This window comes from Halobacillus sp. Marseille-Q1614 (assembly GCF_902809865.1).
GTDB lineage: Bacteria > Bacillota > Bacilli > Bacillales > Halobacillaceae > Halobacillus_A.
On the sequence record NZ_CADDWH010000001.1, the window covers coordinates 2,340,754 to 2,364,206 of the forward strand.

At 40.4% G+C, this 23,453-nt stretch carries 27 protein-coding genes; 13 read left to right on the top strand and 14 right to left on the bottom strand.

Translation table 11 applies throughout. From position 1 onward, the window contains the following. Positions 1-12 precede the first annotated feature (12 nt). Both HUS26_RS11865 and nikB read right to left on the bottom strand, forming a co-directional pair. Entirely contained in the window at positions 13-900 is an 888-nt protein-coding gene (locus HUS26_RS11865) for an ABC transporter permease (protein ID WP_173918828.1), read from the bottom strand. Positions 901-933: 33 nt separating this feature from the next. Further along, positions 934-1,875, bottom strand: coding sequence for a nickel ABC transporter permease (gene nikB, locus HUS26_RS11870; protein WP_173917351.1), 942 nt, complete (start codon positions 1,873-1,875; stop codon positions 934-936). 305 nt (positions 1,876-2,180) lie between these two features. Between nikB and HUS26_RS11875 the strand changes: the two genes are divergently transcribed. Continuing rightward, positions 2,181-2,648, top strand: a complete 468-nt coding sequence (locus HUS26_RS11875) for an Lrp/AsnC family transcriptional regulator (protein WP_173917352.1) — start codon at positions 2,181-2,183, stop codon at positions 2,646-2,648. Between the two features lie 55 nt (positions 2,649-2,703). On the opposite strand, the gene HUS26_RS11880 is transcribed toward HUS26_RS11875, so the two are convergent. From HUS26_RS11880 to HUS26_RS11895, 4 genes are all read right to left on the bottom strand, one after another. Further along, on the bottom strand, positions 2,704-3,168 hold the full coding sequence (locus tag HUS26_RS11880) for an NUDIX hydrolase (protein WP_173917353.1): 465 nt from the start codon (positions 3,166-3,168) through the stop codon (positions 2,704-2,706). 26 nt (positions 3,169-3,194) lie between these two features. Continuing rightward, positions 3,195-3,626, bottom strand: coding sequence for an N-acetyltransferase (locus tag HUS26_RS11885; protein ID WP_173917354.1), 432 nt, complete (start codon positions 3,624-3,626; stop codon positions 3,195-3,197). 246 nt (positions 3,627-3,872) lie between these two features. Then, entirely contained in the window at positions 3,873-4,154 is a 282-nt protein-coding gene (locus tag HUS26_RS11890) for a hypothetical protein (RefSeq protein ID WP_173917355.1), read from the bottom strand. A gap of 126 nt (positions 4,155-4,280) precedes the next feature. Continuing rightward, positions 4,281-4,550: a hypothetical protein gene (locus HUS26_RS11895; protein ID WP_173917356.1), complete on the bottom strand. Its 270-nt coding sequence runs from the start codon at positions 4,548-4,550 to the stop codon at positions 4,281-4,283. A 171-nt stretch (positions 4,551-4,721) separates the two neighbouring features. On the opposite strand from HUS26_RS11895, the gene HUS26_RS11900 reads away from it, so the two are divergent. Next, positions 4,722-5,684 (top strand): bile acid:sodium symporter family protein, encoded by a 963-nt coding sequence (locus HUS26_RS11900; RefSeq protein ID WP_173917357.1) that lies wholly within the window; start codon positions 4,722-4,724, stop codon positions 5,682-5,684. Positions 5,685-5,743: 59 nt separating this feature from the next. On the opposite strand, the gene HUS26_RS11905 is transcribed toward HUS26_RS11900, so the two are convergent. After that, positions 5,744-6,985, bottom strand: coding sequence for a dicarboxylate/amino acid:cation symporter (locus HUS26_RS11905; RefSeq protein WP_173917358.1), 1,242 nt, complete (start codon positions 6,983-6,985; stop codon positions 5,744-5,746). 298 nt (positions 6,986-7,283) lie between these two features. Between HUS26_RS11905 and HUS26_RS11910 the strand changes: the two genes are divergently transcribed. Further along, entirely contained in the window at positions 7,284-7,766 is a 483-nt protein-coding gene (locus HUS26_RS11910; RefSeq protein ID WP_173917359.1) for a DinB family protein, read from the top strand. A gap of 36 nt (positions 7,767-7,802) precedes the next feature. Here the strand turns inward: HUS26_RS11910 and HUS26_RS11915 are convergent, their stop codons facing one another. The 4 genes from HUS26_RS11915 to HUS26_RS11930 all read right to left on the bottom strand — a co-directional run bounded on the left by HUS26_RS11915 (position 7,803) and on the right by HUS26_RS11930 (position 11,939). Continuing rightward, the gene (locus HUS26_RS11915) at positions 7,803-8,213 is read right to left on the bottom strand and encodes a DUF86 domain-containing protein (RefSeq protein WP_173917360.1); all 411 of its coding nucleotides are present in this window, start codon (positions 8,211-8,213) and stop codon (positions 7,803-7,805) included. Beyond that, the gene (locus HUS26_RS11920; RefSeq protein WP_254434187.1) at positions 8,203-8,583 is read right to left on the bottom strand and encodes a nucleotidyltransferase domain-containing protein; all 381 of its coding nucleotides are present in this window, start codon (positions 8,581-8,583) and stop codon (positions 8,203-8,205) included. The genes HUS26_RS11915 and HUS26_RS11920 overlap by 11 nt, the downstream gene beginning before the upstream one ends. Before the next feature lie 431 nt (positions 8,584-9,014). Continuing rightward, positions 9,015-10,082 carry a C45 family peptidase gene (locus tag HUS26_RS11925; RefSeq protein WP_173917361.1) on the bottom strand — a complete coding sequence of 356 codons (1,068 nt, stop codon included), beginning with the start codon at positions 10,080-10,082 and terminating at the stop codon, positions 9,015-9,017. Between the two features lie 480 nt (positions 10,083-10,562). After that, on the bottom strand, positions 10,563-11,939 hold the full coding sequence (locus HUS26_RS11930) for a Glu/Leu/Phe/Val dehydrogenase (RefSeq protein ID WP_173917362.1): 1,377 nt from the start codon (positions 11,937-11,939) through the stop codon (positions 10,563-10,565). A 230-nt stretch (positions 11,940-12,169) separates the two neighbouring features. Here HUS26_RS11930 and HUS26_RS11935 point away from each other — a divergent pair, with 230 nt between their 5' ends. After that, positions 12,170-13,231, top strand: a complete 1,062-nt coding sequence (locus HUS26_RS11935) for an NAD(P)/FAD-dependent oxidoreductase (protein WP_173917363.1) — start codon at positions 12,170-12,172, stop codon at positions 13,229-13,231. 392 nt (positions 13,232-13,623) lie between these two features. Here the strand turns inward: HUS26_RS11935 and HUS26_RS11940 are convergent, their stop codons facing one another. Next, positions 13,624-14,586 (bottom strand): RimK family alpha-L-glutamate ligase, encoded by a 963-nt coding sequence (locus HUS26_RS11940; protein WP_173917364.1) that lies wholly within the window; start codon positions 14,584-14,586, stop codon positions 13,624-13,626. 142 nt (positions 14,587-14,728) lie between these two features. Between HUS26_RS11940 and crcB the strand changes: the two genes are divergently transcribed. Then, a complete protein-coding gene (crcB, locus tag HUS26_RS11945) occupies positions 14,729-15,106 on the top strand; it encodes a fluoride efflux transporter CrcB (protein WP_173917365.1) in 378 nt (125 codons plus the stop codon). A gap of 2 nt (positions 15,107-15,108) precedes the next feature. Then, a complete protein-coding gene (locus HUS26_RS11950) occupies positions 15,109-15,474 on the top strand; it encodes a CrcB family protein (RefSeq protein WP_173918830.1) in 366 nt (121 codons plus the stop codon). A gap of 138 nt (positions 15,475-15,612) precedes the next feature. Here HUS26_RS11950 and HUS26_RS11955 read toward each other — a convergent pair whose 3' ends face one another. Then, on the bottom strand, positions 15,613-15,969 hold the full coding sequence (locus HUS26_RS11955) for a DUF2512 family protein (protein WP_173917366.1): 357 nt from the start codon (positions 15,967-15,969) through the stop codon (positions 15,613-15,615). 300 nt (positions 15,970-16,269) lie between these two features. On the opposite strand from HUS26_RS11955, the gene HUS26_RS11960 reads away from it, so the two are divergent. After that, positions 16,270-17,649: a DUF2254 domain-containing protein gene (locus HUS26_RS11960; protein WP_254434188.1), complete on the top strand. Its 1,380-nt coding sequence runs from the start codon at positions 16,270-16,272 to the stop codon at positions 17,647-17,649. Between the two features lie 32 nt (positions 17,650-17,681). Here HUS26_RS11960 and HUS26_RS11965 read toward each other — a convergent pair whose 3' ends face one another. After that, positions 17,682-18,308: a flavodoxin family protein gene (locus HUS26_RS11965; protein WP_254434189.1), complete on the bottom strand. Its 627-nt coding sequence runs from the start codon at positions 18,306-18,308 to the stop codon at positions 17,682-17,684. A 144-nt stretch (positions 18,309-18,452) separates the two neighbouring features. Here HUS26_RS11965 and HUS26_RS11970 point away from each other — a divergent pair, with 144 nt between their 5' ends. The 6 genes from HUS26_RS11970 (at position 18,453) to HUS26_RS11995 (ending at position 23,445) form a co-directional block, all read left to right on the top strand. Further along, the gene (locus tag HUS26_RS11970) at positions 18,453-19,562 is read left to right on the top strand and encodes an NADH:flavin oxidoreductase (RefSeq protein WP_173917368.1); all 1,110 of its coding nucleotides are present in this window, start codon (positions 18,453-18,455) and stop codon (positions 19,560-19,562) included. A gap of 564 nt (positions 19,563-20,126) precedes the next feature. Then, on the top strand, positions 20,127-22,160 hold the full coding sequence (locus tag HUS26_RS11975; protein ID WP_173917369.1) for a bifunctional UDP-sugar hydrolase/5'-nucleotidase: 2,034 nt from the start codon (positions 20,127-20,129) through the stop codon (positions 22,158-22,160). 135 nt (positions 22,161-22,295) lie between these two features. Then, positions 22,296-22,484 (top strand): hypothetical protein, encoded by a 189-nt coding sequence (locus tag HUS26_RS11980; RefSeq protein ID WP_173917370.1) that lies wholly within the window; start codon positions 22,296-22,298, stop codon positions 22,482-22,484. Between the two features lie 121 nt (positions 22,485-22,605). Then, positions 22,606-23,103, top strand: coding sequence for a sigma-70 family RNA polymerase sigma factor (locus tag HUS26_RS11985; RefSeq protein ID WP_173917371.1), 498 nt, complete (start codon positions 22,606-22,608; stop codon positions 23,101-23,103). Next, a complete protein-coding gene (locus HUS26_RS11990; RefSeq protein ID WP_173917372.1) occupies positions 23,094-23,246 on the top strand; it encodes a YvrJ family protein in 153 nt (50 codons plus the stop codon). The genes HUS26_RS11985 and HUS26_RS11990 overlap by 10 nt, the downstream gene beginning before the upstream one ends. After that, positions 23,236-23,445, top strand: a complete 210-nt coding sequence (locus HUS26_RS11995; protein WP_173917373.1) for a helix-turn-helix domain-containing protein — start codon at positions 23,236-23,238, stop codon at positions 23,443-23,445. Before HUS26_RS11990 ends, HUS26_RS11995 begins: the two co-directional genes overlap by 11 nt. The last annotated feature ends 8 nt before the right edge of the window (positions 23,446-23,453 follow it).

Consider the following 23,453-nt stretch of genomic DNA (forward strand, 5'->3'; position numbering starts at 1 on the left):
TTCTCCTCCTCTTTATGTATCTAAATTCATATTTGGATCTAACGCATCTCTTAGCCCATCTCCTACTACGTTAAAAGCAAAAACCACCAGCATAATTGCTATGCCTGGAACTATCGTTAAGTGGGGAGATGAATACATATAATCTTGTCCTGCAGCTATCATGGCTCCCCATTCTGGAGATGGAGGCTGAGCACCAAGACCCAAAAAACTTAAAGCTGCTGTTGATAGTATGGCAGTTGCCATTCTCATCGTGGCAAATACTATAATTGGGGCCGTGCAATTGGGAAGGATATGTTTTAAAAGAATACGGTTATGACTCGCGCCAAGCGAGCGCATGGCCAGTATGTATTCTTGTTTTTTAACCGATAGTACACTTCCTCTTACGATCCTTGCACATGTTGGAATTGACCAGATACTGATGGCGATTACCACGTTTACTAGGCTCGTACCCAGCATAGCGATAATCAGCATAGCCAACAGAATGCCCGGAAAAGCAAACAGAAGATCAACAAACCTCATAATGGGGCCGTCCAACTTTTTGAAATACCCTGAGATTAATCCAAGAAAGACTCCTCCGACCAGTCCTAAGAAAACGGAAGTAACACCCACCAGTAAAGATATCCTTGCTCCAAATACCAGCCGTGACCATACATCTCTTCCATAATTGTCTGTTCCCAGCCAGTGGTCTTGAGATCCAACTCCTAATTCACTATTTGCCAAATCCTGCGCCGCAGGGTTATAACCTGTCAGCCAAGGGGCAAACACAGCCATAATAATCTGTAAAAGAATAATAACTAAACCAAATACGGCAAGTTTGTTTTTTAGTAATCTTTTCACTGTCTTTGTGATGAGTTTTTGCTTTTTAGCGGTTTTTTTGTTTTCATTCACATCCCTATACATTGCTTCTGAACCAGCCAACTTATAACCCCCTTTCTACTCATAACTTATTCTTGGATCAATAAATGCATATATAATATCCACGAAGAGATTTACTACTACAAATAGAGTAGCCACGAGCAATACGGTGCCTTGTACAACCGGAAAATCCCGGGCAGCAATCGCATCAATCATTAATCGGCCGACCCCGTTTATTGCAAATACCTGTTCCGTAATGATGGTGCCTCCTAATAAAAAGCCAAAATTTAAACCAATTACAGTAACTACAGGTATCATTGCGTTTCTCAAAGCATGCAGCCAAACCACAACACTGGTTTTGACTCCTTTAGCTTTTGCAGTTCGTATATAATCTGCCCGGATAACTTCAAGCATTGCGGATCTGCTCATACGGGCGATCATAGCGGCAGACGCTGTTCCTAAGGTAATAGCAGGCAGTATTAACTGTTTCATTCCTTCAATAGTCCAAAATGGAGCACTTAGTCCTCCCACTGGAAGCCACTGCAACTCTACTGCAAACAAAAGGATTAACATCGTCCCCAGCCAGAAATTCGGTATGGAAACACCAAGTAAAGCTATGGTAGTACTGGACACATCAAACCACGAATTTTGTCTTATGGCTGAGATTATTCCAGCAGGGACGCCAATTACCACAGCTACAATCATACTGGCAATGGCCAGATTAAGTGTCTGGGGAAACCGCTCAATGATTGCGTTTGAAACTTCCTGGTTGTTTTGAAACGAGTATCCTAAATCACCTTGAACTACGCCTATTATGTAATCGTAGTATTGGACGAGTACTGGTTTGTTTAAGCCTAGTTCTTCCCGGATAGCTGCAAGATCAGATTCCGTAGCAGTAGGTCCCCCTATAATAGTTGCTGGGTTTCCCGGTGCGATATGCATGCTCATAAATACGAGAAATGAAATACCTATTAGCAGCAGAACCAGTTGAAATAACCTGTTGAAAATTAAGCTGAGCAATTAATTTCCCTCCTTTCAGCAGTAATAAAGAGATTGATTTAACTTTTTAATTAAAACACCCCCTTTCTATCCACAAACGTTAACCAAATGGTTAATTTTAATTAACAAACGTTTATGTTCCTGATGATTATAAGCGAATTTTCAAAAAATTTAAACCCCTTTTTAGAAGAAAAATGTATTCTTTTAGTCTTTCTTGAATATTTATGCTCTTCTTGATGTTTTGTTTTCGTTTTGATTTGACACTCTATTAGAAAAGCCTTAAAACTAAAGAGTAGGCTAAAACCTAAAAGTTAGGACGGGTGCTTATGGAGGAAAAGAAGAAATTAAAAATTGATGATACAGATAAAAAAATCCTCGAGCTGTTAATCGAGGATGGTCGTTTATCATATGCGGATATTGGAAAAAAGCTGGACATGTCTAGAGTGGCTGTACGTTCCCGAGTCAATCAGCTTATTGATTGCGGCATTATTGAGAAATTTACAGCCGTCGTAAACAGCGAGAAGGTGGGAAAAGAAGTATCTGCTTTTTTTGAGGTAGACTGCGAGCCTCGCGCTCTTGTAGAAGTTGCAGAAAATCTGGCTAATAACCCTTTTGTGGCCAGCTGTTATCAAATGACCGGTCCAAGCACGCTGCATATGCATGTGCTGGTCAGTGATTTTACGGAGCTCGAGTCTTTTGTAAATAAGGAATTGTATGCACTGGAAGGGATAACAAGAGTGGAAAGTCATATCTTACTGAGAAGGTTTAAGAGCCGAAGCGGTTTAAAATTATAAGAGGACAAACTCTCCTGTGCAGGAGAACTTGTCCTCTTATAATTCCTTTAGTTTTCTATTTTTCTGAAGAAAACTTTTCAACATATTCTATTATCATTTTTCTATGGCTGCCAATCATCTTCTCTGGCAGCTGGTGAGGAGAAATGAATTCACATCTGCAGGCTTCCTCAGGATTGGACCTCAGCTCTCCCTGATAATCAGTGGTATAATAAGCGGTCGTAACTGAGTAAAATTGATCTCCATTTGGAGCGACTGTATAATAATCAGCTCCAGAGAAAATATTAATCAGCTTTAATTGTTCTATTCTTAAGTTGGTTTCCTCGTATACTTCTCTCTTGGCGGTCTCTTCTGTCGATTCACCAAGCTCCATAAGTCCTCCGGGCAGTCCCCAGGTTCTTTTTGGGGAAGTACGTTCCTGCAGCAGAATCTCTCCATTTTCATTTACCAGAATCGCAACAGCACCTGTCAGGATTAACGGCTGGTGTCCGACTAATGCTCTAAGCTCCTCAACATAACCCAAAGAATCTACCTTTCTGCTAAACCGTATTATAGTGATTTCTTTAATGTATAAAAGTTCGTGCCAGGTACATAGTCTTCGATCTTGCCAACAATTTCGTAACCGTTCTTTTTATAAAAAGCCATCGTTTCCTGCTCGAATGTTGTCAGCATCGAATAATCGGCCCCTCTTTTTCTTGCCATTCTCTCTACTTTTTGCACCAGTTCTTTTTCAATTCCCTGTCCCCTGAATTCTTCATAAACCCAGCAGTCATTAATTTCAAGCCAGTTCCAGTATAACTCACTGGTGATCCCGCCAAGCCATTTCTGCTTTTCATCGGTGACGAACATGTTGATAGGCTGCGCAGCATCTTTATTTCTTGCTTGAAAATATGTACTATCCTTGCATTCTGTGACCTTTTCCCGCAAATAACTTCTCAATTCTTCATTACCTTCCATGTCCACTGAAACATTATAATTCACTTTTATTTGTCACCTCTATTTAAGTAATCACGCCGAGATATAAGGCATAATGACTGATTTAATCACAAAAAATATCTTAGCATAAAGACACTAGAATTTGAACAATTATTCATCGACAATTTTTTTGAAATATTTACACTCTTCCTTTAGAATAAAGGGTTTTTTAGACAATTATGAAGAATGAGACGGCAAAAAAGGTCTAATAGCCCCATATGTACGAGAGAATAGTCCATTCTTACCTAATGCTTATAGAAATTTGACTAGAAAAACAATAAAAATAACAAAAGGCAATATAAAGGTGAAAGCATTGATAACTTGAAGCATACTTAATCCCCGGCTGACTTCATTTCTTTTCCTTTGCTGGGCACGGATATACTGAAAAGAAAGAAAAGACAGGAATGGTACGAAAAAGCCCAGTCCCCCATGGTTTACTGGCTGTATGCCGCTCATTTCAAATAGCAGCATGAACAATAGAATAATATTTGCTATAAAAATTATAAGTGGGATAGAGTAGGAACGGAATTTCATAGTCTCTCTCCTTGTCTAGGATGTGCGTCATAAATAGCCTTAGAATTTTTACTGTATCACAGGTTAGGAGAGAAATTCGATTACGATTCTTTTACAAAAAATGAGACCAGCATCATGGGCCGGTCTCTATTGATTCTCCTTATATTTAGTTAGTCTTCGTTCGTTTAACCACCACGTAAGTGATCCAAATATAAAACCACCGACTATCCCTATGATTAACTTCTCAATTAATACCGGGCCGGTTATTCCTTCCCCAAAGAAGATATCCATCAAAGAAGAGAAAATGATAAAAACTGAACCGTATCCAAGAATCCCATAAAACAATATATATTTAAACTGCCCCATCTCCCTCGTCTTTTTCCATCGTTCATTAACCAGTTTTTGTCTTTCATTCATGATCTTATTCCCCCTTCTTTTCACACTAATTATTCTCTCATGTTGTGATAGAAATACAAATAATACTCACTCGATTTATTTTCATTTTTTTCTTTAACAAACCTATACAATTATTCTGAAAATAACGTATAATCTGAAATTACACCTATAAACTTAAAGGAGGTTTCTTAAATGAAAACCTTAGACGCCATCAGCGGCTTTGTCGGCCGTACATTTGCTGTATGGGTCGTTTTATTTGCAGCTTTATCTCTAGTAACTCCAGGTGCCTTCACTTGGATTGCTCCCTATATTACGCTATTACTCGGTATTATTATGTTTGGTATGGGCCTGACTCTTTCTAAGAAAGACTTTCAGGAAGTATTCCGCAGACCTAAAGATGTGGCGGTCGGGGGTTTTGCACAGTTCCTGCTGATGCCTCTTTTAGCTTTTTTGCTGGGAACTATACTGCCTGTTTCTACAGAAGTAGCCGTCGGCGTTATCCTCGTAGGCTGCTGTCCTGGCGGTACGGCTTCTAATGTTATTACATACCTTTCAAAAGGAGATACCGCCCTGTCAGTTGCGATAACCTCTGTATCAACCTTGCTAGCACCAATCATGACACCTGCACTCATGTTTTTATTTGCCAGCCAATGGCTTCCTGTATCAGCAGGAGATATGTTTCTTTCTATAGTAAACGTCGTTCTTGTTCCTATTATTTTAGGATTAATTGTTCGCGCTGTACTTGGGTCCAAAATTAACGCCGGAATTAAGTCAGTTCCAATGATCTCTGTTGTCGCCATCGTTGCGATTGTCGCTGCGGTTATCGGATTAAACAAGGATCAGATACTTCAATCCGGGCCGCTAATCTTTGCAATAGTTGCAATGCATAATATCCTAGGTTACATCGCAGGATATAGCCTGGCCAAAGTGTTTAAAATGCCGGCAGCTAAAAAGCGGGCTGTTTCTATTGAAGTAGGGATGCAGAACTCCGGACTTGGAGCTTCTCTGGCTTCCGTACATTTCAGTCCGCTGGCAGCCGTTCCCAGTGCTATTTTCAGTGTATGGCACAATATTTCTGGTCCGATTATTGCCACCATCTTTCGAAAACAACAGGAAAAAGAAAAAGTTGATTCTACTGTTCAAAATGTTTCATAACGTTTTTACATCCATAGCTTTCAATAATAAAAAGCCCACTGTTTAAGCGGGCTTTTTATTTATACAGATTGTTGTTTTAATTCACTTTTTTCTCGATATCTCTCTTCAGATTTATCAACAGCTACGGCACACGCCGCGTCGCCAGTGATGTTAACAGCTGTTCGAGCCATATCAAGCACCCTGTCGATACCAAGGATTAGAGCAATACCTTCCACTGGCAGCGATACTTGGTTAAGAACCATAGCCAGCATGATGAGCCCTACACCCGGTACACCTGCTGTACCGATACTCGCAAGCACAGCGGTTAAGACAACCATGATTAATTGGCCGAAAGAAAGATCTACACCGTAAACCTGTGCAATAAATACAGTCGCCACACCTTGCATGATTGCGGTTCCATCCATATTTATAGTAGCACCTAACGGCTGAACAAAGCTGCTGACAGGTTTAGATACGTTTAATTTCTCCTGCGCAGTTTTCATAGAAATAGGGAGCGTGGAGCTGCTGCTTGAGGTACTAAATGCTACGGTCATAGCTGGGAAGAAGCTCTTGAAGAAATGAAGCGGGTTCATTTTTCCAAAGAAAGATACTATAGAACCGTAAAATAAAGCACCATGAATAATTAAGGCAGCGATTACAATAAGCATGTAAGCGCCCATCGCTCTCACGCCATCAAGCCCCATTTCCCCTACAGCGGAAGCCAGCAAACCAAAAGCACCATATGGAGCGAAACGCATGATCAATGTAACAAGCCACATCATTATGTCATTACCCTGTTCTAATAAGCTGTAAATTCCAGAGGTTTTCTTGCCAAGCATGGCTAGTGCTAAACCAAGGAAAACGGAAAATGTAATGATTTGAAGCATATTAGCTTCAGCCATTGATTGAATAGGATTCTCAGGAATAATGTTTGTAAATGTCTCAACTACCCCAGGTGACTCCTGTTCTTGTTGATAATTAGCACCTGAAGGGTCAATATTCGCGTTACCCGGTTCAAAAATATACGCTAAACTTAAAGCCAAAGTAATAGCAACCGTGGTAGAAACAAGGAAGAACGCAATAGTCTTACCGCCGACTCTGCCCAGTTTCTTAGGATCACCAAGTGAAGCGGTTCCTAAGGTAATGGAAAAGAATACGATAGGGACAACGAGCATCTTAATAAGGTTTAAGAAGATTGTCCCCAGAGGGCTGAATAAGTAAGTATCTAATGTTGTAAACAAATCCGGTGCGGTGAAATTTAAAATTAAACCAATTACAGCACCTAAAATTAAACCAATAAAAATCTTTATTGTTAAATTCATGTATCTGCCTCCTTAAGTCGTTGTACTTCTTCTTTTTTCCCTGTATATGTTATCATACAATGGAATATCTGTCTGAAAATTCAGCCGAATTAATTTCTTCTGGCGCTAATAAGTTAAGGGTGCTTTATAAAATTAACAAACTAAAGAATAAAATAACATAGGATAAAAAAACTATATTGTATCCATTTTATTACTTATCAGTCTGCGAATATTATAAAACGTGCTGTTCTTAATTTCATAATGTAATATAAGTCATATATGGTAAATATTATCTTAATATAAGAAAGGGTGCAGTTAAATGTATGATATAGAAGAAAAACGCCGAAAATTATTTTCGTTTACCGATGAACTGACGAATGAAGAAGCGAATAAAAAACCTGAAGCTGACAAATGGTCAATATTAGAAATTCTAGAACACCTTTATTTAATTGAAAAATCAATTACTTACCAAATCAGCCGCACTTTAGAAAATAAAGAGCCAAACTCAGCTAAAGAGAAACCTATTAACCGCACGCTCAACAGAGAATATAAAGTGGAAGCCCCTGAAGAATTAAAGCCAGCAGGGCAGTTTAAGACTTTAAATGAAGCTAGAGAAGCTCTTAAGAAAACCAGAGAAGCCCTGCTTTTTCTCGTTCACAACAAAGATGAAGAGACATTGAAGGAATATTCATTCCCACACCCTGCGTTTGGAGATTTGAGTGCCGCACAATGGGTAGAATTTATTGGATGGCATGAACTTCGGCATTTGGATCAAATGAAGGAAACATTAAAAACTGGATAACTTTTAAAAAAGAGGCAGTCTTCTCGGAGACTGCCTCTATATTTGGTATTTCAATATTTGTTTTCCAAATGAGGACAGCTCTTCTAAGTCCGATTCGATCGTCCTTTTTAAATCATTCAGGTTAATCTTGCGTGCATCTTCGGTGGCGAGGTGCCGAAACTTCTCTAAGCTCTTCACATTATCCTTCATAAGCTGATCAATAACGCCCTTCTTAAATAATAAATCAAACGATTCCTCATACGTCTGCGGGAGACCAAAATGATACTCCGCAATTAAGTGAATCGCAAGGTCTGCTGCTGCTTTACACGCTCTCTGGATATTTAAAACCATGGAATCCTGTTTTGTTACATCCAGCAGATGATTCGGTTCTTGATCATAAACTTCGTAAACTCTATGGATACTTCTCTCCATAGAGTTTATCTTGCTTATGATTAGTTCATCGTTCATCATAAGTCCTTCTTTCATCGAAACAATACTTGATGGAACCTTCTTCACAATTCACAAAAGCATATCTACTGCAAGCGTCCATCTGTAATTTCATACGCAGCTGTTCATTTTCAGAATAGATAACTGTCCCGTTTGAAAATATATGGGTTTGAAGGACATATGAGGCATCTCTTAAGTCTATTAAATTCACTTCTACTTCAATTAAATCAGCTAATTGTTGAGATATCAGAAAAAGATTATAAGATGAATGCTTTTGCTCGCCCCAAAAAGCTAAATCAATATCGCTTTCTCCCCGCTCCGACCCATGAGGATAAGAACCAAACATAATGATAAACGACGGATTTAACTTCTTTTTCAGGAACTCTTTCAAAAACTGAGGGATGGTATTCCCATGTAGCTCATCTCTCCTTTCCTTAATGCTGGTTCACCAAGAAAAGAGCTGACACCCAGTCAGCTCTTTCCTGCTCTCAAAAACTCTTCTTTCCTCAATGTATTCTTCATACCATACTATTAACCAACAGGTTCATAATTCCTATATATTTGGAATGTTCCTCAATTACCTCATTTGTAAACGTATTTTCCAAAAAAAAGAAGATTAATATTTATAAAGAAATCAGCTCTCAGTTTAGAGGGGGGATTTCCCTTTCCACTCCACAGCTTTCTACAGAATAGAGAAATCAGCGCCCCATTTAACCGGAGAAACGACTAACGCTGCTAGTTTATGAGAAATTTATAGTTTGAAGGAGATAATTAATAAAAAACAAAGGATTTCCCTTCCTTATGAATAGATATCCTTCCCTGCTACCTTCGAGCGCTCCAATATGCCCCTTTTTCCATATGAACAAACGGAATATCTGTATCAATTTCTCCGGTTATTTTAGACAATGCAACGTCTTTTCCAATTAACCAATCGCTAAAATCAAATTCTACAGGTTCCTTGTCTCCTCCTAGAGCAAACCATGCCTTCATATCCTGCGGTAAGTAACCAGATGTGTGAATCGTGCCTGCCCAGTTGCTGTACTGCTTGGAGAATACCCCTTTATCCGTATCATTCATATGGCGGAATGCATCATAAGCTCCGTTAATATGTGGGCGGGCGTTATTAATCGATTCCATGCGCTTCATTGAGTCCAGGAGGTGATTGCGGTTTTCTTTTTTCTGCAATTCGAAATGGTTTGTACAGACATCAGATTCTCTAGTCTCCACTCCCCGAGGAGATGCCTCTACTACGTAAGTACGGTTGCTGCGGTCAAAAACGATATAGCTAAATGAATGACGGTGAGGGATTTCTTTTAACATGGCTGCCGCTTCATCTACGTTTGCACATGATTCTAAGACTAATCGTCCGATCATACAGCAGATAAATCCATCGCCTGGTTTCTTGCGATGCATAAAATTATACCCGAGGACCAGACCATGCTCGTTTATCCCATCCATTCGCCCCGTAATTCGCTGAGTCGGGCCGGCAATCGCATAGCCTCCATCTGCCGGCTGATACAAACAATAACGGCCTTCATACGTTTTAGGCATATAATCATAATTCCTGATAAAATAGCCATTGCCCGTCATAATCGAACAACCCGATCGTTTATAATCAACACGGTAGCCTCCAAACTCCATGAGAACTTTTTCCATCGGCCACTTTAAGCCATCTCTTAATCCTTCTAATTCATGCCACAGCTGAGGAGCAAACTGAGTAATGGCATCTTTGGCTTCCCCTTCCTCAACCACAAACCGCGGCTTTCTCACCTTCCATTGCCGGCGGCGGTTCTCTACAGTTAATGAGTCCTTTAATAGCTCCCCCTGTTTATATCCAAAATCATAATGTGAACCCCGGAACTGAAGGATTTCACTGTATATTTGTTTCATGAATTAACCCTCTTTTTCTGTAGTTTTGCTATTAGCTTACGGGAAATCCTGGGCTAAAGAAAGAATTTCGTTTTAAATGAAAAAAGCTCCTTTCAAAAAGGAGCTCAGCTTGCAGAGAAACCTCATGCAGCGGACGACCGACTTTTCTTTCAAAGGATCGGATACAGCAAAGGGCTCCGGTAAACGGATCGCTTTCCCTGTGCGTACGGTGAGCTTCCTTAAGGCTTCGCCTTTTAGGGATCTCACCCTGTTCTTTTCTCCCACAGGAGTCTCCCCGTTTCCCTTCGCCCCTATCTATCTTCATAAGTTTTTCTCTCTCGTTCTATTAGTTCTCTTCCCGGGGGGCTACACTCTTAAGGATGCAAGGTACCAGGTGAAAGGTTAGCTGAATCCTCTGAGTAGGGTTCGATTAACCTTTTTCCTCGTAATGGGAAGAAAAGCAGCGGCTCTGAAGAGGACTTTTAAAAGAAGCTTATATGCTTAATAAAGTTTACCCTGTCTAAACAATACGGTTGAGAGTTTCATAACAGAATGAATGTAGCAATTCTGCCGCAGCGGGAAAGGATCTCCAAAGAATTGTGGAAGAATCGTGTCCATCGTGTTCTGCATCTTCTCATAGAGCAATTCGTAAATTTGCTCTTCTTTATAGAACTGGGTTTCTCTTCCTTGAATCCATTCTAAATAAGACACAATAACCCCGCCCGCATTCGCTAAAATATCCGGAACAATTAATGTACCCTGATCACTTAAATATTTATCGGCTTCCTCCGTAATCGGAGCATTTGCTCCTTCTACAATAAGAGGTGCTTTTATCTTCTTCATATTGTCCTTATGAATTTGGTTTTCAAGAGCTGCCATGATAAGTACATCAGCATCAATTTCTAAAAGGGAATCTCTATCCCTGATTTCCGCTTTTATATCATGTGCTGACAAGTCTTCTTTGGCTGACGGTAAATCTCCATCATTTTCTTCAGCAAATTTAAGAAGGGCCGGGATATCCAGTCCATCCGAGTTATACAGCATCACTTGTCTATCGCTTACGGCGATCACTTCGTTTTGCAGATAGTTGCATTGGAAGGCTTCAAGAGCTGCCACTGAACCTAAATTTCCAAAACCTTGCACAGCTACTTTCAGCTTTTTATCCAAATGATTCAGGGCTGTTTCAGCAAAAATATTATCCTGCGTCTGCAGCCATCTTTCCTGCTCCTTCAAGAAATTGTGCATCATATAGCGGAATGTAAAATACACTCCTTTACCTGTGGCCTGTTTTCTCCCTAAAGATCCACCGTTAATGATGCTTTTTCCTGTAAAGCTCCCGCGATAAGGCTCCCCAGGATGAATGTTTTTATACTCAGCCATCATCCAATCCATTTCCCGCTCTCCTGTACCTGCATCCGGAGCGGGAATATCTTTATCAGGGCCTAATATATCATTAAAGTACTGCACATATTTCTTACAAATGAGATGAAGCTCTTTCACTGTATATTCTCTAGGGTTTATGATGACTCCTCCCTTGCCTCCTCCAAAAGGAAGCTCGTGCAGGGCGTTTTTTAAAGTCATCAGCCGTGCTAAATTTGAAACTTCTCCTTCATTAACACTTTCATGAAAACGAATGCCGCCTTTATAAGGGCCAAGTGTATCGTTGTGCTGAACACGGAATGAGGGGATTCTTACGATCGTTCCATTTTCTAATGACACCCGCAAGTATGATTTATGTACATGATTCGGTGTGGATAGCAAAGCTACCAATGACTTAAAAGCCTGTTCCCGTGTCTGAGCTTTTAAGTCTGGTAAAAAGCTTTCGTCTTTTAACAAAGTTGTCAATGAGTTTTCGATCACTGTATTTCGTTCACTCATATTAATACCTCCCTATGTCATATGTCCTATTTACCATTCTTATTAATGTCCTACCCTTTCATTGAAGATTCAAACTATTGAATTTGTTAAAAAAATTCGGGATTACCTAGTGTTATAATAAGTTTTTTGGTAGTCTATTAGTGGTAAAACATCAGTAAGCGTTCTCCATGGATAAGCCTGCTTATATTTTCACATGATATATTAAAGCCCCATAAAGGATGGTGTTTGGCATGAAACGATTAGTCATACTGGGAGGCGGGTACGGCGGTGTAAAAATGCTGTTAAGCCTGTTGGATTCAGGAATACCAAAAGATGTACATATTACATTAATCGACCGAAATCCTTATCACTCCATTAAGACGGAATTCTATGCAATTGCAGCTGGGACGGAAGCTGACAAAAACGTTCGTATGGAGTTTCCTGTGCATGAGCAAGTAAGCTGCATTTTTGAAGAGATTAATAAAATTGACGTAGAAAGCGAGCAAATTTTCATAAAGGATTTTAAAGAAACAGTGCCTTACGATTATTTAGTTATCGGCCTCGGCTGTGAAGATAACTATCATGGCATAGATGGCGCAGAAGAATATACAGAGAGTGTTCAAACCTTCCAAAAAGCAAGGAGCACCGGACTATCTGTCGGTAACTTAAAAGCCTACGGAAAAGTTACGGTAGTTGGTGCCGGGCTAAGCGGAATAGAAGTAGCTTCAGAAATCCGCGAAAGCAGGCCTGACCTTAACATTCGTTTATTGGATCGAGGCGAGACCGTACTGCGGGCTTTTGATAAAAAGATTCAAAATTACGTAGAAGAATGGTTTGCCAGTAATGAGGTAGAGGTCCTCCATAATGCAAATGTCGGTTATGTAGAAAAAGACGGCGTATGCAACAACGGCGTATGCTATCTTAACGATGTAACGATCTGGACCGCAGGAGTTCGTCCGAATTATCTAGTGCGTGAGCTGCCGTTTGAGAAAGACGAACAGGATAAGGTCGTTCTCAATGATTTCTATCAGGTGCCATCTCAGCCGAATGTATATGTAGTTGGCGACTGCGCATCTTCTCATTTTTCACCGAGTGCTCAATTAGCCGGGCAGCAGGGAGAGCAGATTGCTGAAGTTCTATTAGCATTATTTCAAGGAAAAGAGCCAAGTAAACCTAAAGAGATTAAATTAAAAGGAACGCTCGGCTCTCTTGGTAAATCAGATGGATTTGGAAATATGATGCAGCAGCCGGTTACCGGACGACTTCCCCGTCTGGCAAAATCAGGTGTCCTATGGCTTAATAAACGCCACTAATAGAAAAACTCCTGGTTACAGGGGTGTATTTATCGCTTGAATGTTCTTCATTTTCCTATGTATAATAATTATAAGAAAAAAGACTGAGTGTTACCGCACTCAGTCTAAAAACAACTATAAGCCGCATAACAAGCGGCTGACCAAATATTCATTGAAAAGTAACATCCTATCCTTTACTCGGGGCATGGACAGTTACTTTTTTTTTGTTTCTTTAATAATCGCAACAACGATCTTGATGATCCCAATCAAAACTAAGTTTGAAGTCAAAAGGACCATCAGCACTTCATAGTTTGACAAACAACCACCTCCCCTCTTAGGGAGATGGCCAACCGCCTTTACGCCACGTTAATTATAGCTGCACCTCTATTTTATCACCTTCATAGAATGGAAATCTATCGGACAACCGCTTGTTTTTCATTGAAATCAGCAAGCTCTTGCTGTAGATAGAGAGCTAATTCTTTCATTCCATAGACTCCTGCTACACGTTCTGCATCGGAATTATAATTCGTATTGGTATTCACATCATAGGTATACAAATGACCCTCAGCATCCTGGATCGCTTCAATACCTGCCACTTGTATTCTATTATCCTTAAGGAATTTCTCATATTTCTTTATAATTGGATTATAATAACCATCTAATATCTGGAATTTAGCACCCTTCGCCATATCAGGCTTATCTGTCGGACAGTAAGAATCATCTATTTTGCAGGCATCCGCCGGGCATAATTCAAACCCTTCCGACGTATCCACCTTAACAGCATATACAAATTTACCGCCGATGAATTCATGACGGACAATATAAGGTTCTGGCGCTTCAATATATTGCTGGAGCAACGTAATTCCATCGACCGGCTCCTCATAATCTTCCCCATTTATATATTGCTCTACAGCCTCAAGGGAATGAAAAAGCTGTACACCCTGTCCCTTGCCGGCACGGTTATGTTTTGTAATAAAAGATGATTCATTGAGCTGTTTGGCTGCTTCTATAATATGATTCTTCCCTACAGCACTTACAGTTCTAGGTGTACGAATCCCCTCACTGTTTAAAGCCATATATTGATTCACCTTACTAACTTCCAAGCGCAGCGCGCGGTTTCCGTTTACTACAACTCGGTTATGACTTTCAAGCCAAGCAAGAACGGCTTCTGTAAACTCCGGAGCAAACCGATGGTCTCTTGTGTGGGACGATGCACTAATTCTATTATAAAAGATACCTTCTGGCGGCTGACTTGTTAAGTCAATGGTTCCTTCATCTAAATGCCAGAGTTCATATGGTAAGTTCAACTCTTCTAACCATGTAGTCAGATGAGAAGTCCACTCCTCATTTTCATGGATAACATAAATTTTTGACATGTGATGATCCCCTCTCTAAGGTGAGATATATTTAAGATCATTGTAACATATAAATCCGAGTTTTCCGCTTTGCTTTAAATAGAATTGCTGTCTGCTCAGCAGTTAGTGTATTATAAAAGTCATTGGAAGAAGGAGGATCGTTATGATTTATGTATGGGTTGGAATTGCTGGGGCTTTAGGTGCTTCCCTGCGTTATCTTTTAAGTATCTGGATGTATGGAGCTGATCAGTATTTCCCTTTTTCAACTCTGTCTGTGAATCTCATCGGCAGCTTTTTTCTAGCCTGGTTTACTTACACAGCATTCACTAAATTACAAATGTCTTCTCAATTAAAAACCGCTGCAGCTACAGGGTTTCTTGGTTCTTTTACTACCTTTTCAACATTTAGCCTGGAAACTGTAATCCTGCTTGAAAACAGTGAATTTTTATTAGCCTTAATATACGTCACCTTAAGTATGACGGGCGGTTATTCCCTCTCATACCTTGGCTGTCTTCTGGGTAAAAGGAGGTGGGCGGCATGACAATGTTAGCCAGCTTTTTACTCGTAGGACTGGGCGGATTTATTGGAGCCGTTTTACGCTTTTTCATCAGTCAATATGCAAAAAAAAAACGTACATCCAGATTTCCTGCAGCTACTTTTTTTGTAAATACCACAGGTTCTTTTTGGCTGGGGCTCCTGACTGGATTAAATGTGAGCAGTGGAATTTTGTTATTTCTCGGCACAGGGGTGCTCGGAGCTTTCACTACCTTTTCTACCTTCAAGCTCGAAAGCATTCAATTACAAAAGGATCGGCTAAGAAAGACATTAGTGATTTACACAGTTTTAAGCTATGCTGCCGGTATTGTATTTGCACTCATAGGATTATACATAGGAACCCTTCTAAAGTGAGGCTCTATTAAATAATGCTATAGGTGGGGGAATAGGCAAGATTCCGCAGCTTGGACTTTGTGCGGGAAGAGCCGCTTTAGATAACGAGTGGCTGCTCTTCCCTTTTAAGCTAAAAAACCCAGACAAGTGTCTGAGCATTCAGGCAGGTGAACCTGCTACCTTTCTATTCGTGATTAAATGAAGGTGAAGGAAGTATTCACACACTCCAATCACAGCTGAAACGATAAGGGCTCCGGCGAAGGTGACATAAGCACCAGCAAACAAATTAGACAGCCCCCACACCATAAAGAGCGTCACGACAAAATCGAGAAAAACACTCGACCACAGATTTCCCCGCCTTAATAATAAGTACTCCATCCCTACTCCCACTATAAGCAGAACTACGGCAAGTACGATCGGCTGCCATATTAGCCCATAATTGACGGTTTCTAAGAAATACATAGACAAAATAAGCACACTGGGTAATGCGAAAATCTTAACGAGTATACTTGTCAAAATAATCCCTGCCTTCTCAAAATTATAACGTCTGTTAGTTTTTGTAACAGACGCTATAATATTCACCTTCATTTAATATTTGATTAGACCACACCGCTTTTTGGTATATGGCTCCAATTTTATCGAGTCAATAGTCATTGACTCCCCAGGGCATCGGTGTCCTTAATCATGCTCCCTCCCTGTGCATCAACCTATACGCAACGCCGTTTCAATTGGTAAAAAGTTAGAGTTTACAATGGCAGCCTTGCGGATAAACTGAATTTATTCAATTATGATCCAACCAACACGGAGGGCTGCCTTGTGATAGATAAATTAATTAACTCTTTACCCGTTCATATGCGTAAATATCTTCAAATGTCCAGCCGCCAGAGAAAGTATGAACTCCAGATGACATTATGGTCGCTGCCTCTTATTTATATTGGAGGTACTATAATCATTGTGTTAATTACATTGTTTTTGGATCTTCAGCTGAATATGTCCAATTATGTTCATCACTGGTTTAGTGCCAGCGGTCAAGCTACACAGACGTTAGTCAGTACTTTAATCGGCGGGATCCTGACATTAAGTGCGTTCACCCTTAACTCGCTGCTTATAGTATTAACCAACTTCAGCGCTCAATTTTCGCCGAGAATGATGTTTAACTTTATCTCTGATAAAACCACTCAGCACCTGCTGGGCATTTTTCATGCAAGTTTCATCTATGTATTGTTTGTCTTTTTGTTTCTTACAAACAATGAGAACGAATACTACTCAGCGATCCCGATTATGGCTGTGATTCTTGCAGCTTTAACACTGATTACGTTTATTTTTTTCATCAATCATGCGTCGAGCTGGATGCAGGTTCATAATTTTACTTACTCGATGAAAAATACTTCAAAGCAAATTATTGAAGAAACGCTTAGATTTGAACTTGAAGAATATAGAGGATATCAGTCCGGCGATTTAAAGAGCGAGTATTTTGCTTCAAAAAAAGTGGCATCTATTCCGAAATCAGCATACATTCAAATGATTCACTTTAAAGACATGATTGATGAAGCTCAAAAAGATGATGTCGTGATTAAACTGTATAAAAAAATCGGCGACTTCAGTTTAAAGGACAACCGATTATTCGCTATATGGGGACCGGGTGCTGAGAAGGTATCTTCGGATAAATACTTGAAAATGATTGAGTTCGGTCATAAGAAAACCGAAATTCAGGAAATGAAGATGGGAATTTCTAAATTAAGTGAGGTTGCCGTAAAAGCCATTGGCGCTTCTGACCCGGAAACAGCACTGACGACCATTCATCACATTGCCGATCTTTTGCTGACAATTAATGAAGATATAAGCTTCACTCCTTATTTACAGGATAGTGAGAAGCAGACAAGAATCATTATGGAAGTCGAAGATTTTGAGTATTATTTACACAAAGGGTTTGGGAAGATTCGTCACCATATGGAAAATGACTACACGATGATCACCGAACTTATTTCAGTAATCAACATGATGGCAGAGTCGATGCCTGAGGATAAGCAGGATACTTTATGGGAATTTGCCAGCAATACCGCTGACCATATTTTAGATAACTTTATCTATGACATCGATCGAAGGTATCTGCTTGAGCAGCTGCATGAACTAGCCCTCCTAACCGGACACGAGAAAGATTTTTATTTAGTAGAAAAAAAGCTGATGCACCATTAAAAAAGGGCGGCCGTCGAATGGCCGTCCTTTTCCTATTCCATCGTATTTCCTTTTGCCGGGATAGGATTTTCTTTAAAAATATTAGCTAGATGCATCGTATTGCAGGCGAGCATTTCCACATGTTTCTTAGTAAAATCATTCTCCTGGCCGCCTTCATCCATATAAGAAGGCCCGGGACCTGCCTCTCCTACCCAATAGGTATCAACATTTGGAGGTATGACAAATCCAATATGAGAGAGACCATATAATAATGAAGAAGCTGCATTTTTCGCCCCATCTTCATTTCCCGTAACTACTGCTCCTCCTACTTTATTATAAAAAATAGACTGCCCCTTTTCGTTCGTCTCACTGCTGCTCCCATACAGCCTTTCGATAGCCGCCATAGCCAGACTGCTTTTTTCCCCAAGCCATATAGGTGAACAGAGGATAACTATGTCCGAATTAATTACTTTTTCGAAAATAAGCGGCCATTCATCCCCTTCTCCCATATCCTTTTCAATTCCATAAGGGATATGATAATCGGCAAGCCTTACGATTTCACTTTCCACTCCTTCTTTCGTATAGATATCGATAACCTCTTGAGCAAGGCCTTCTGTATTGGATGGTTCCTCAGAAGATTTTAAGGAAGCATTTAAGAACAGAGCTTTTAATTTTGCCACGTTCATTTCTCCTTTCAATGATAGATATAGGGTGTATTCCCTTCTTTTTTCCACAAAAACTCTCTACTCTAACCGATCATTATCTTTAAATCTTTGTGAGACGGGTATGGATCTAAAGGATCGTTTTTTAAGGAGGAAAAAGATATGAACTATCACCATTTATTTTCTAAGACTAAACTAAATCAAAAAGAATTATCTAACCGGATGGTCGTCGCACCGATGACAAGAATCAGTGCGGAAGATGACGGCAGAGCCAATATAACGATGAAAAAATACTACGAACGTTATGCCAAAGGCGGGTTCAGCGCCGTTATTTCTGAAGGTATTTATCCTGATGATAACTACAGTCAGGGCTACTATAATCAGCCAGGGTTAGCTAACGGCAGTCATACAGAATCGTGGAAACCTGTCGTAGAAGCGGTTAAGAACCAGGGGGCTCTCTTTATCGCTCAGATCATGCATGCCGGCGGACAAAGCCAGGGGAACAGTTATACGGATGAGACGATAGCTCCCTCTCCAGTCGCCCCTAAAGGAAACCAGCTGGAATTTTACGGAGGAAAAGGAGCTTTTTCAGAACCTAGAGAAATGTCGATAGAAGAGATTGAAAATACGAAAAAAGCTTTTAAAGAGGGCGCACTTCGGGCAATGGAAGCCGGTTTCGATGGTGTGGAAATCCACGGAGCCAACGGCTATCTTCTCGATCAATTTTTAACGGATTATTTAAATAATCGTGATGATCAATATGGCGGCACAGTCGAGAACCGCATGCGACTCATGATAGAGGTGATCGAACTTGTCAGAGAAGCTGTTGGCGAAGACTTCATCTTAGGAATTCGGATTTCTCAAGCTAAAGTATCCGACAGCTCGCATAAGTGGGAAAAAGGTGAAAAAGAAGCCGAACAAATCTTTGCTGCCCTGGGCAACACTCCATTAGACTACATTCATGTGACAGATCAGGATGCCTTAGAATCTTCGTTTGGACCAGGGACAAAAACTCTTGCTCAAGCAGCCAAAGAATTCAGCCAGCTTCCTGTCATTGCGAATGGCCAATTAGGGAATCCTGAAAAAGCGGAACAGCTTTTAAAGGAAAAACACGCTGACTTAGCGGCTCTGGGTACAAGTGCACTCGCCAATCCGGATTTTCCAAACAAAGCTAAATTCGGAATGGAAATGGAAGAGTTTGATTTTAAAAAGACATTACTCCCTAAAGCCCACATTAAGGAACACGAAGTAGAAAAAGAACTTGTTCAATAATCTGAAGAAATGAAGAAAGCCGATTCTTTTTTGAATCGGCTTTCTTCATGAGTTTATAAGACTATTACCTTTAGACTATTTATATATTTCTCTACTTAAATATTGTTCGAATGATCCTTCCAGACACCTTCCCGGCAGCTCTCCTCCCAATTCGCCGGCCTATTCTTCCCTTTCTTACTGCCTCTACATCATTCCAGATTCTTAATATTTTATAAATGGAAGATTTAACACTCACGTTCCTCATCCCACCTTCTTCTTATAGGCTCTGTTAAATGAAAATAATTTTGAGGTTATCCTTTAGATACGAGGAGGTTTGCTAAACCCCTGCGCAAAAACGGACCGGTCAAGACCGTGCATAGAGGGCACCATTAACGTAGCTATTTATTATAGTGTGTATCCATTTCTACTATTGCTCTAACTAGTCCTAATGACATAGTTAGACAGGCTCCTTTAAAAACCTACATAAATTACCCTGAAAATTTAGATAGATTGGTTGATACCTGTATTGTTAACATTTTGTTACATTGGTAATAGTTTACTATTACTTTTTAAGGAGAGGAACCTATGAAAAAGAAACAGTTATTGACGGTATTAGCTGCACCGGTGATCGCTTTTTCCCTATTTCAGGCAGATTCAGCCAGCGCGGATACGAACTTTGATACAGTCAACATGAACAATACCGAATTGATGATCGAACAAAAGATTATGAAGAAAAACGGCAGCATACATAACAATGCAGAGATTACGAGAAATGAAGTTAAAAAGATGCTGCAGCGGGCCGACGAAATGAAAGGTTTAAACGCTAAAGATCTCTTTTTCACAGACTCTTCTAATAAGGGTAAAGGGGCTAACCCAAAGGAGCCGATAACTAAGATTGATATGGCGAAAGTATTTACGCTTGCGATGAATGATGGGGAGATCCCGGAAGTTGATCTAGAAGTACTGAACAACTTTAACGACACAGACTCCATCCCAGAAGAAGCCAAGCCCTATGCCGCTTACGCTGTTTTAGCTGGAGCTTTCGATATTGGCTTTGAAGAAAATTTTAATCCGACAGAACCACTATCACGTGAAGAAGTCGCTAAATCTTTTAAACCACTTGTATTTGATGTCATCGATATTCTATCAACCAATGATGTTCATGGAAACATTGAAGAAAACCCCGAATATGAACAAGGCGGAATGGCTTTAGTTGGCGGAATTGTAGAAGACTTTCGCTCTGTAAATGAAGAAGGAACCGTAGTTGTTGATGGCGGAGATACGATGCAGGGAACATTGATCTCTAACTCGTTTGATGGGTTATCTACAATTGAAACGTTAAATGCCATTGGATATGACGCCGGTTCTATAGGAAACCACGAGTTCGACTGGGGCATTGACGTCTTGAAAGAACGTATGGAAGATGCTAATTATCCAATTTTAGGAGCTAACATTTTTGAAGAAGAAACAGGCGAGCGTCCAGACTGGGCCCAGCCTTATACGATAGTTGAAATCGGCGGATACAAAGTAGGCATCATCGGCTTTGCTACAACCGAAACACCTGAAACTACATTGTCTACTCACGTGGAAGGCTTGGAATTCCCTACCCCAGCTCCAATAGCTGAAGAGCTGTCAGCAGAAATGAAAGCTAAAGGGGCGGACATCGTCATGGTGACCTCTCACCTTCCCGGCTGGCATGAAGAAACAACGGACGAAATTATGGGTGAACTGGCTGATTTGGCAGCTTCCGAAAATGGAGGTCTTGATGCACTAGTAGGAGGCCATTCGCATGAACGCGTAGCCGGCCATATCAATAGTATCCCTGTTGTAGAAGCAGATAGATATACTGAAGCCATCGGACATATTCAGCTGTTCGTCGATCGTGATTCTAAAGAAATCTATCATTCAGAAGTCGACATGCTAGAAACATATTCTCACCTTGCTGGCGAAGCTGAAAACGTGCGCGAGATTGTCGATTACTATAAGGATCAAGTGGAGGAAATTAAAAGCGAAGTGGTTGCAACAACTGAAGGTCCAATCACTCGCGACCGCAAATATGGCGACCTTGGAGTCAGCCAGCTCGGTAACATGATTACCGATGCTATGCGCGAAAGAGCCGGCACTGATATTGCCTTCCAAAACAGCGGCGGTATCCGTAACAATATCAATTCTGGTGAAATCACATATGGCGAAGTATTCTCCGTCCTTCCTTTTGATAACTATAATGTGACCAGCGAAATGACCGGAGAGCAGATTAAGGACATTTTAGAAGGTCCAGCTGAAGATGATTGGAACTTTATGCAGATTCAATTCTCTGGCATGAACGTTGTTTATGATCCATCTCAGCCTGATGGCGAACGGGTATCTTCAATTGAATTATGGGATGGTACTCCTGTTTACACGAAAGGCGAGGCAAATGACGAAACTTTCTCAGTCGTTACAAATAACTTCTTATCTACTGGTTCAGGTGACGGCTACTATACCTTTGGCGAAGTAGAATGGGAATCCGATCCTGATTTCCAGCGTGAACTGTTTGCAGACTACTTAAGAGACATTAGAGATCGCGGCGAAACGATTAACCCAGATGAAGCATTCGACGGCCGTCTCATTCAAGAATAATGTTAGTAACCCGGCAGACTTTAAAAAAAGTCACTGCCGGGTTTTTAGGTGCTCGTTAGTCAAACAGACTCCCTCCATTGCCCTGGGAGGGCAATTAATGTAAGGTAATTCATAGCATAACTAAAGGAGTTTTTTATGAAAAAATGGCAAGTGTACGCGTATCCTTTCTTAACAGGATTCCTAACTGTAATATTGTATTACCTTTTACAAACTGCACGGAACAGTACGTTCCAATGGCCGGTCGTGATTGGTCTTTTTATTGGAATCACTTGTGTCCAGCTATTTCTCTATCGTCGGGCGTATAAAAAACTGCAAAATTCATAACACTGTTCCCCTTTTTTTACTAAAAGGGGTATTTTTTTATAATAAAATGCGAACACTAGTTCGTAAGTAGGTTGTGAAATTTTAACAAAATCCCTTATTCTTAAGTAAGGAGGGTTGGAAGATGACAAAGTCAGGACAAAACCTTAACCCGCTCTATTCAGTTGGGAAAAAAACCATCAGCAAAGCAAACGAAGCGGTCCCATCGTCTTCGCGCAATAATTATGTCAACGAGTCTAAGAATAAGATTGAAGCGAAGTTTGTGACCTATTTAAACACGTCCTTATGGCGGGCGGCGAAGGATCAGCAAAAAAAGGTGTGGACATGGAAAGACCTTCATATATTGAACGCTGAACACATAGATAACAGCTCACCTGTCCATGAAGATTCATTAACTTACGATACGCTGTTTGAAACGTTCGAGAATAAAAAGTTATATCACGCGCTAAAGCAGCTTTCCCAGAGACAGAAATTTATTATGTACAAGCATGCCGTAGAGTTGTATACCTTCAAGGAAATTGCCGATCAGCTGGGAGTTTCTCAGCAGTCTGTATCAAAATCTTTCCAGCGTGCACGAATGAAACTTAAAAACACGCAAGGAGGCCATCCTTTATGGGATTAGACTTATGGGTTTCTGCAGTTGAAAGTTTTGGGTTTCCGATCGTTGTCGCTTCATTTATTTTATATCGATTAGACAAAAGCATTAATCGGCTGGAGGATGCTGTTACAGAATTAATCAATGAGGAGAAAGAGGATGAAAAATAATTTATATTATTTACTCTTGCTTGCTAAAGCAGAACATCAGGAAGCCATGAGTGATCTTATTCAGCGTTTTGAACCAAAAATTAAAAAGCTGAGCTCGACATTCCCGTCAGAAGACCGTGACGATATTGAGCAGGAACTGCGCATTCAAGTTCTGCATGCTGTTAAAAAATTTAATATTGAAGAAGAAAACCAAAAATAAGCTGCCTT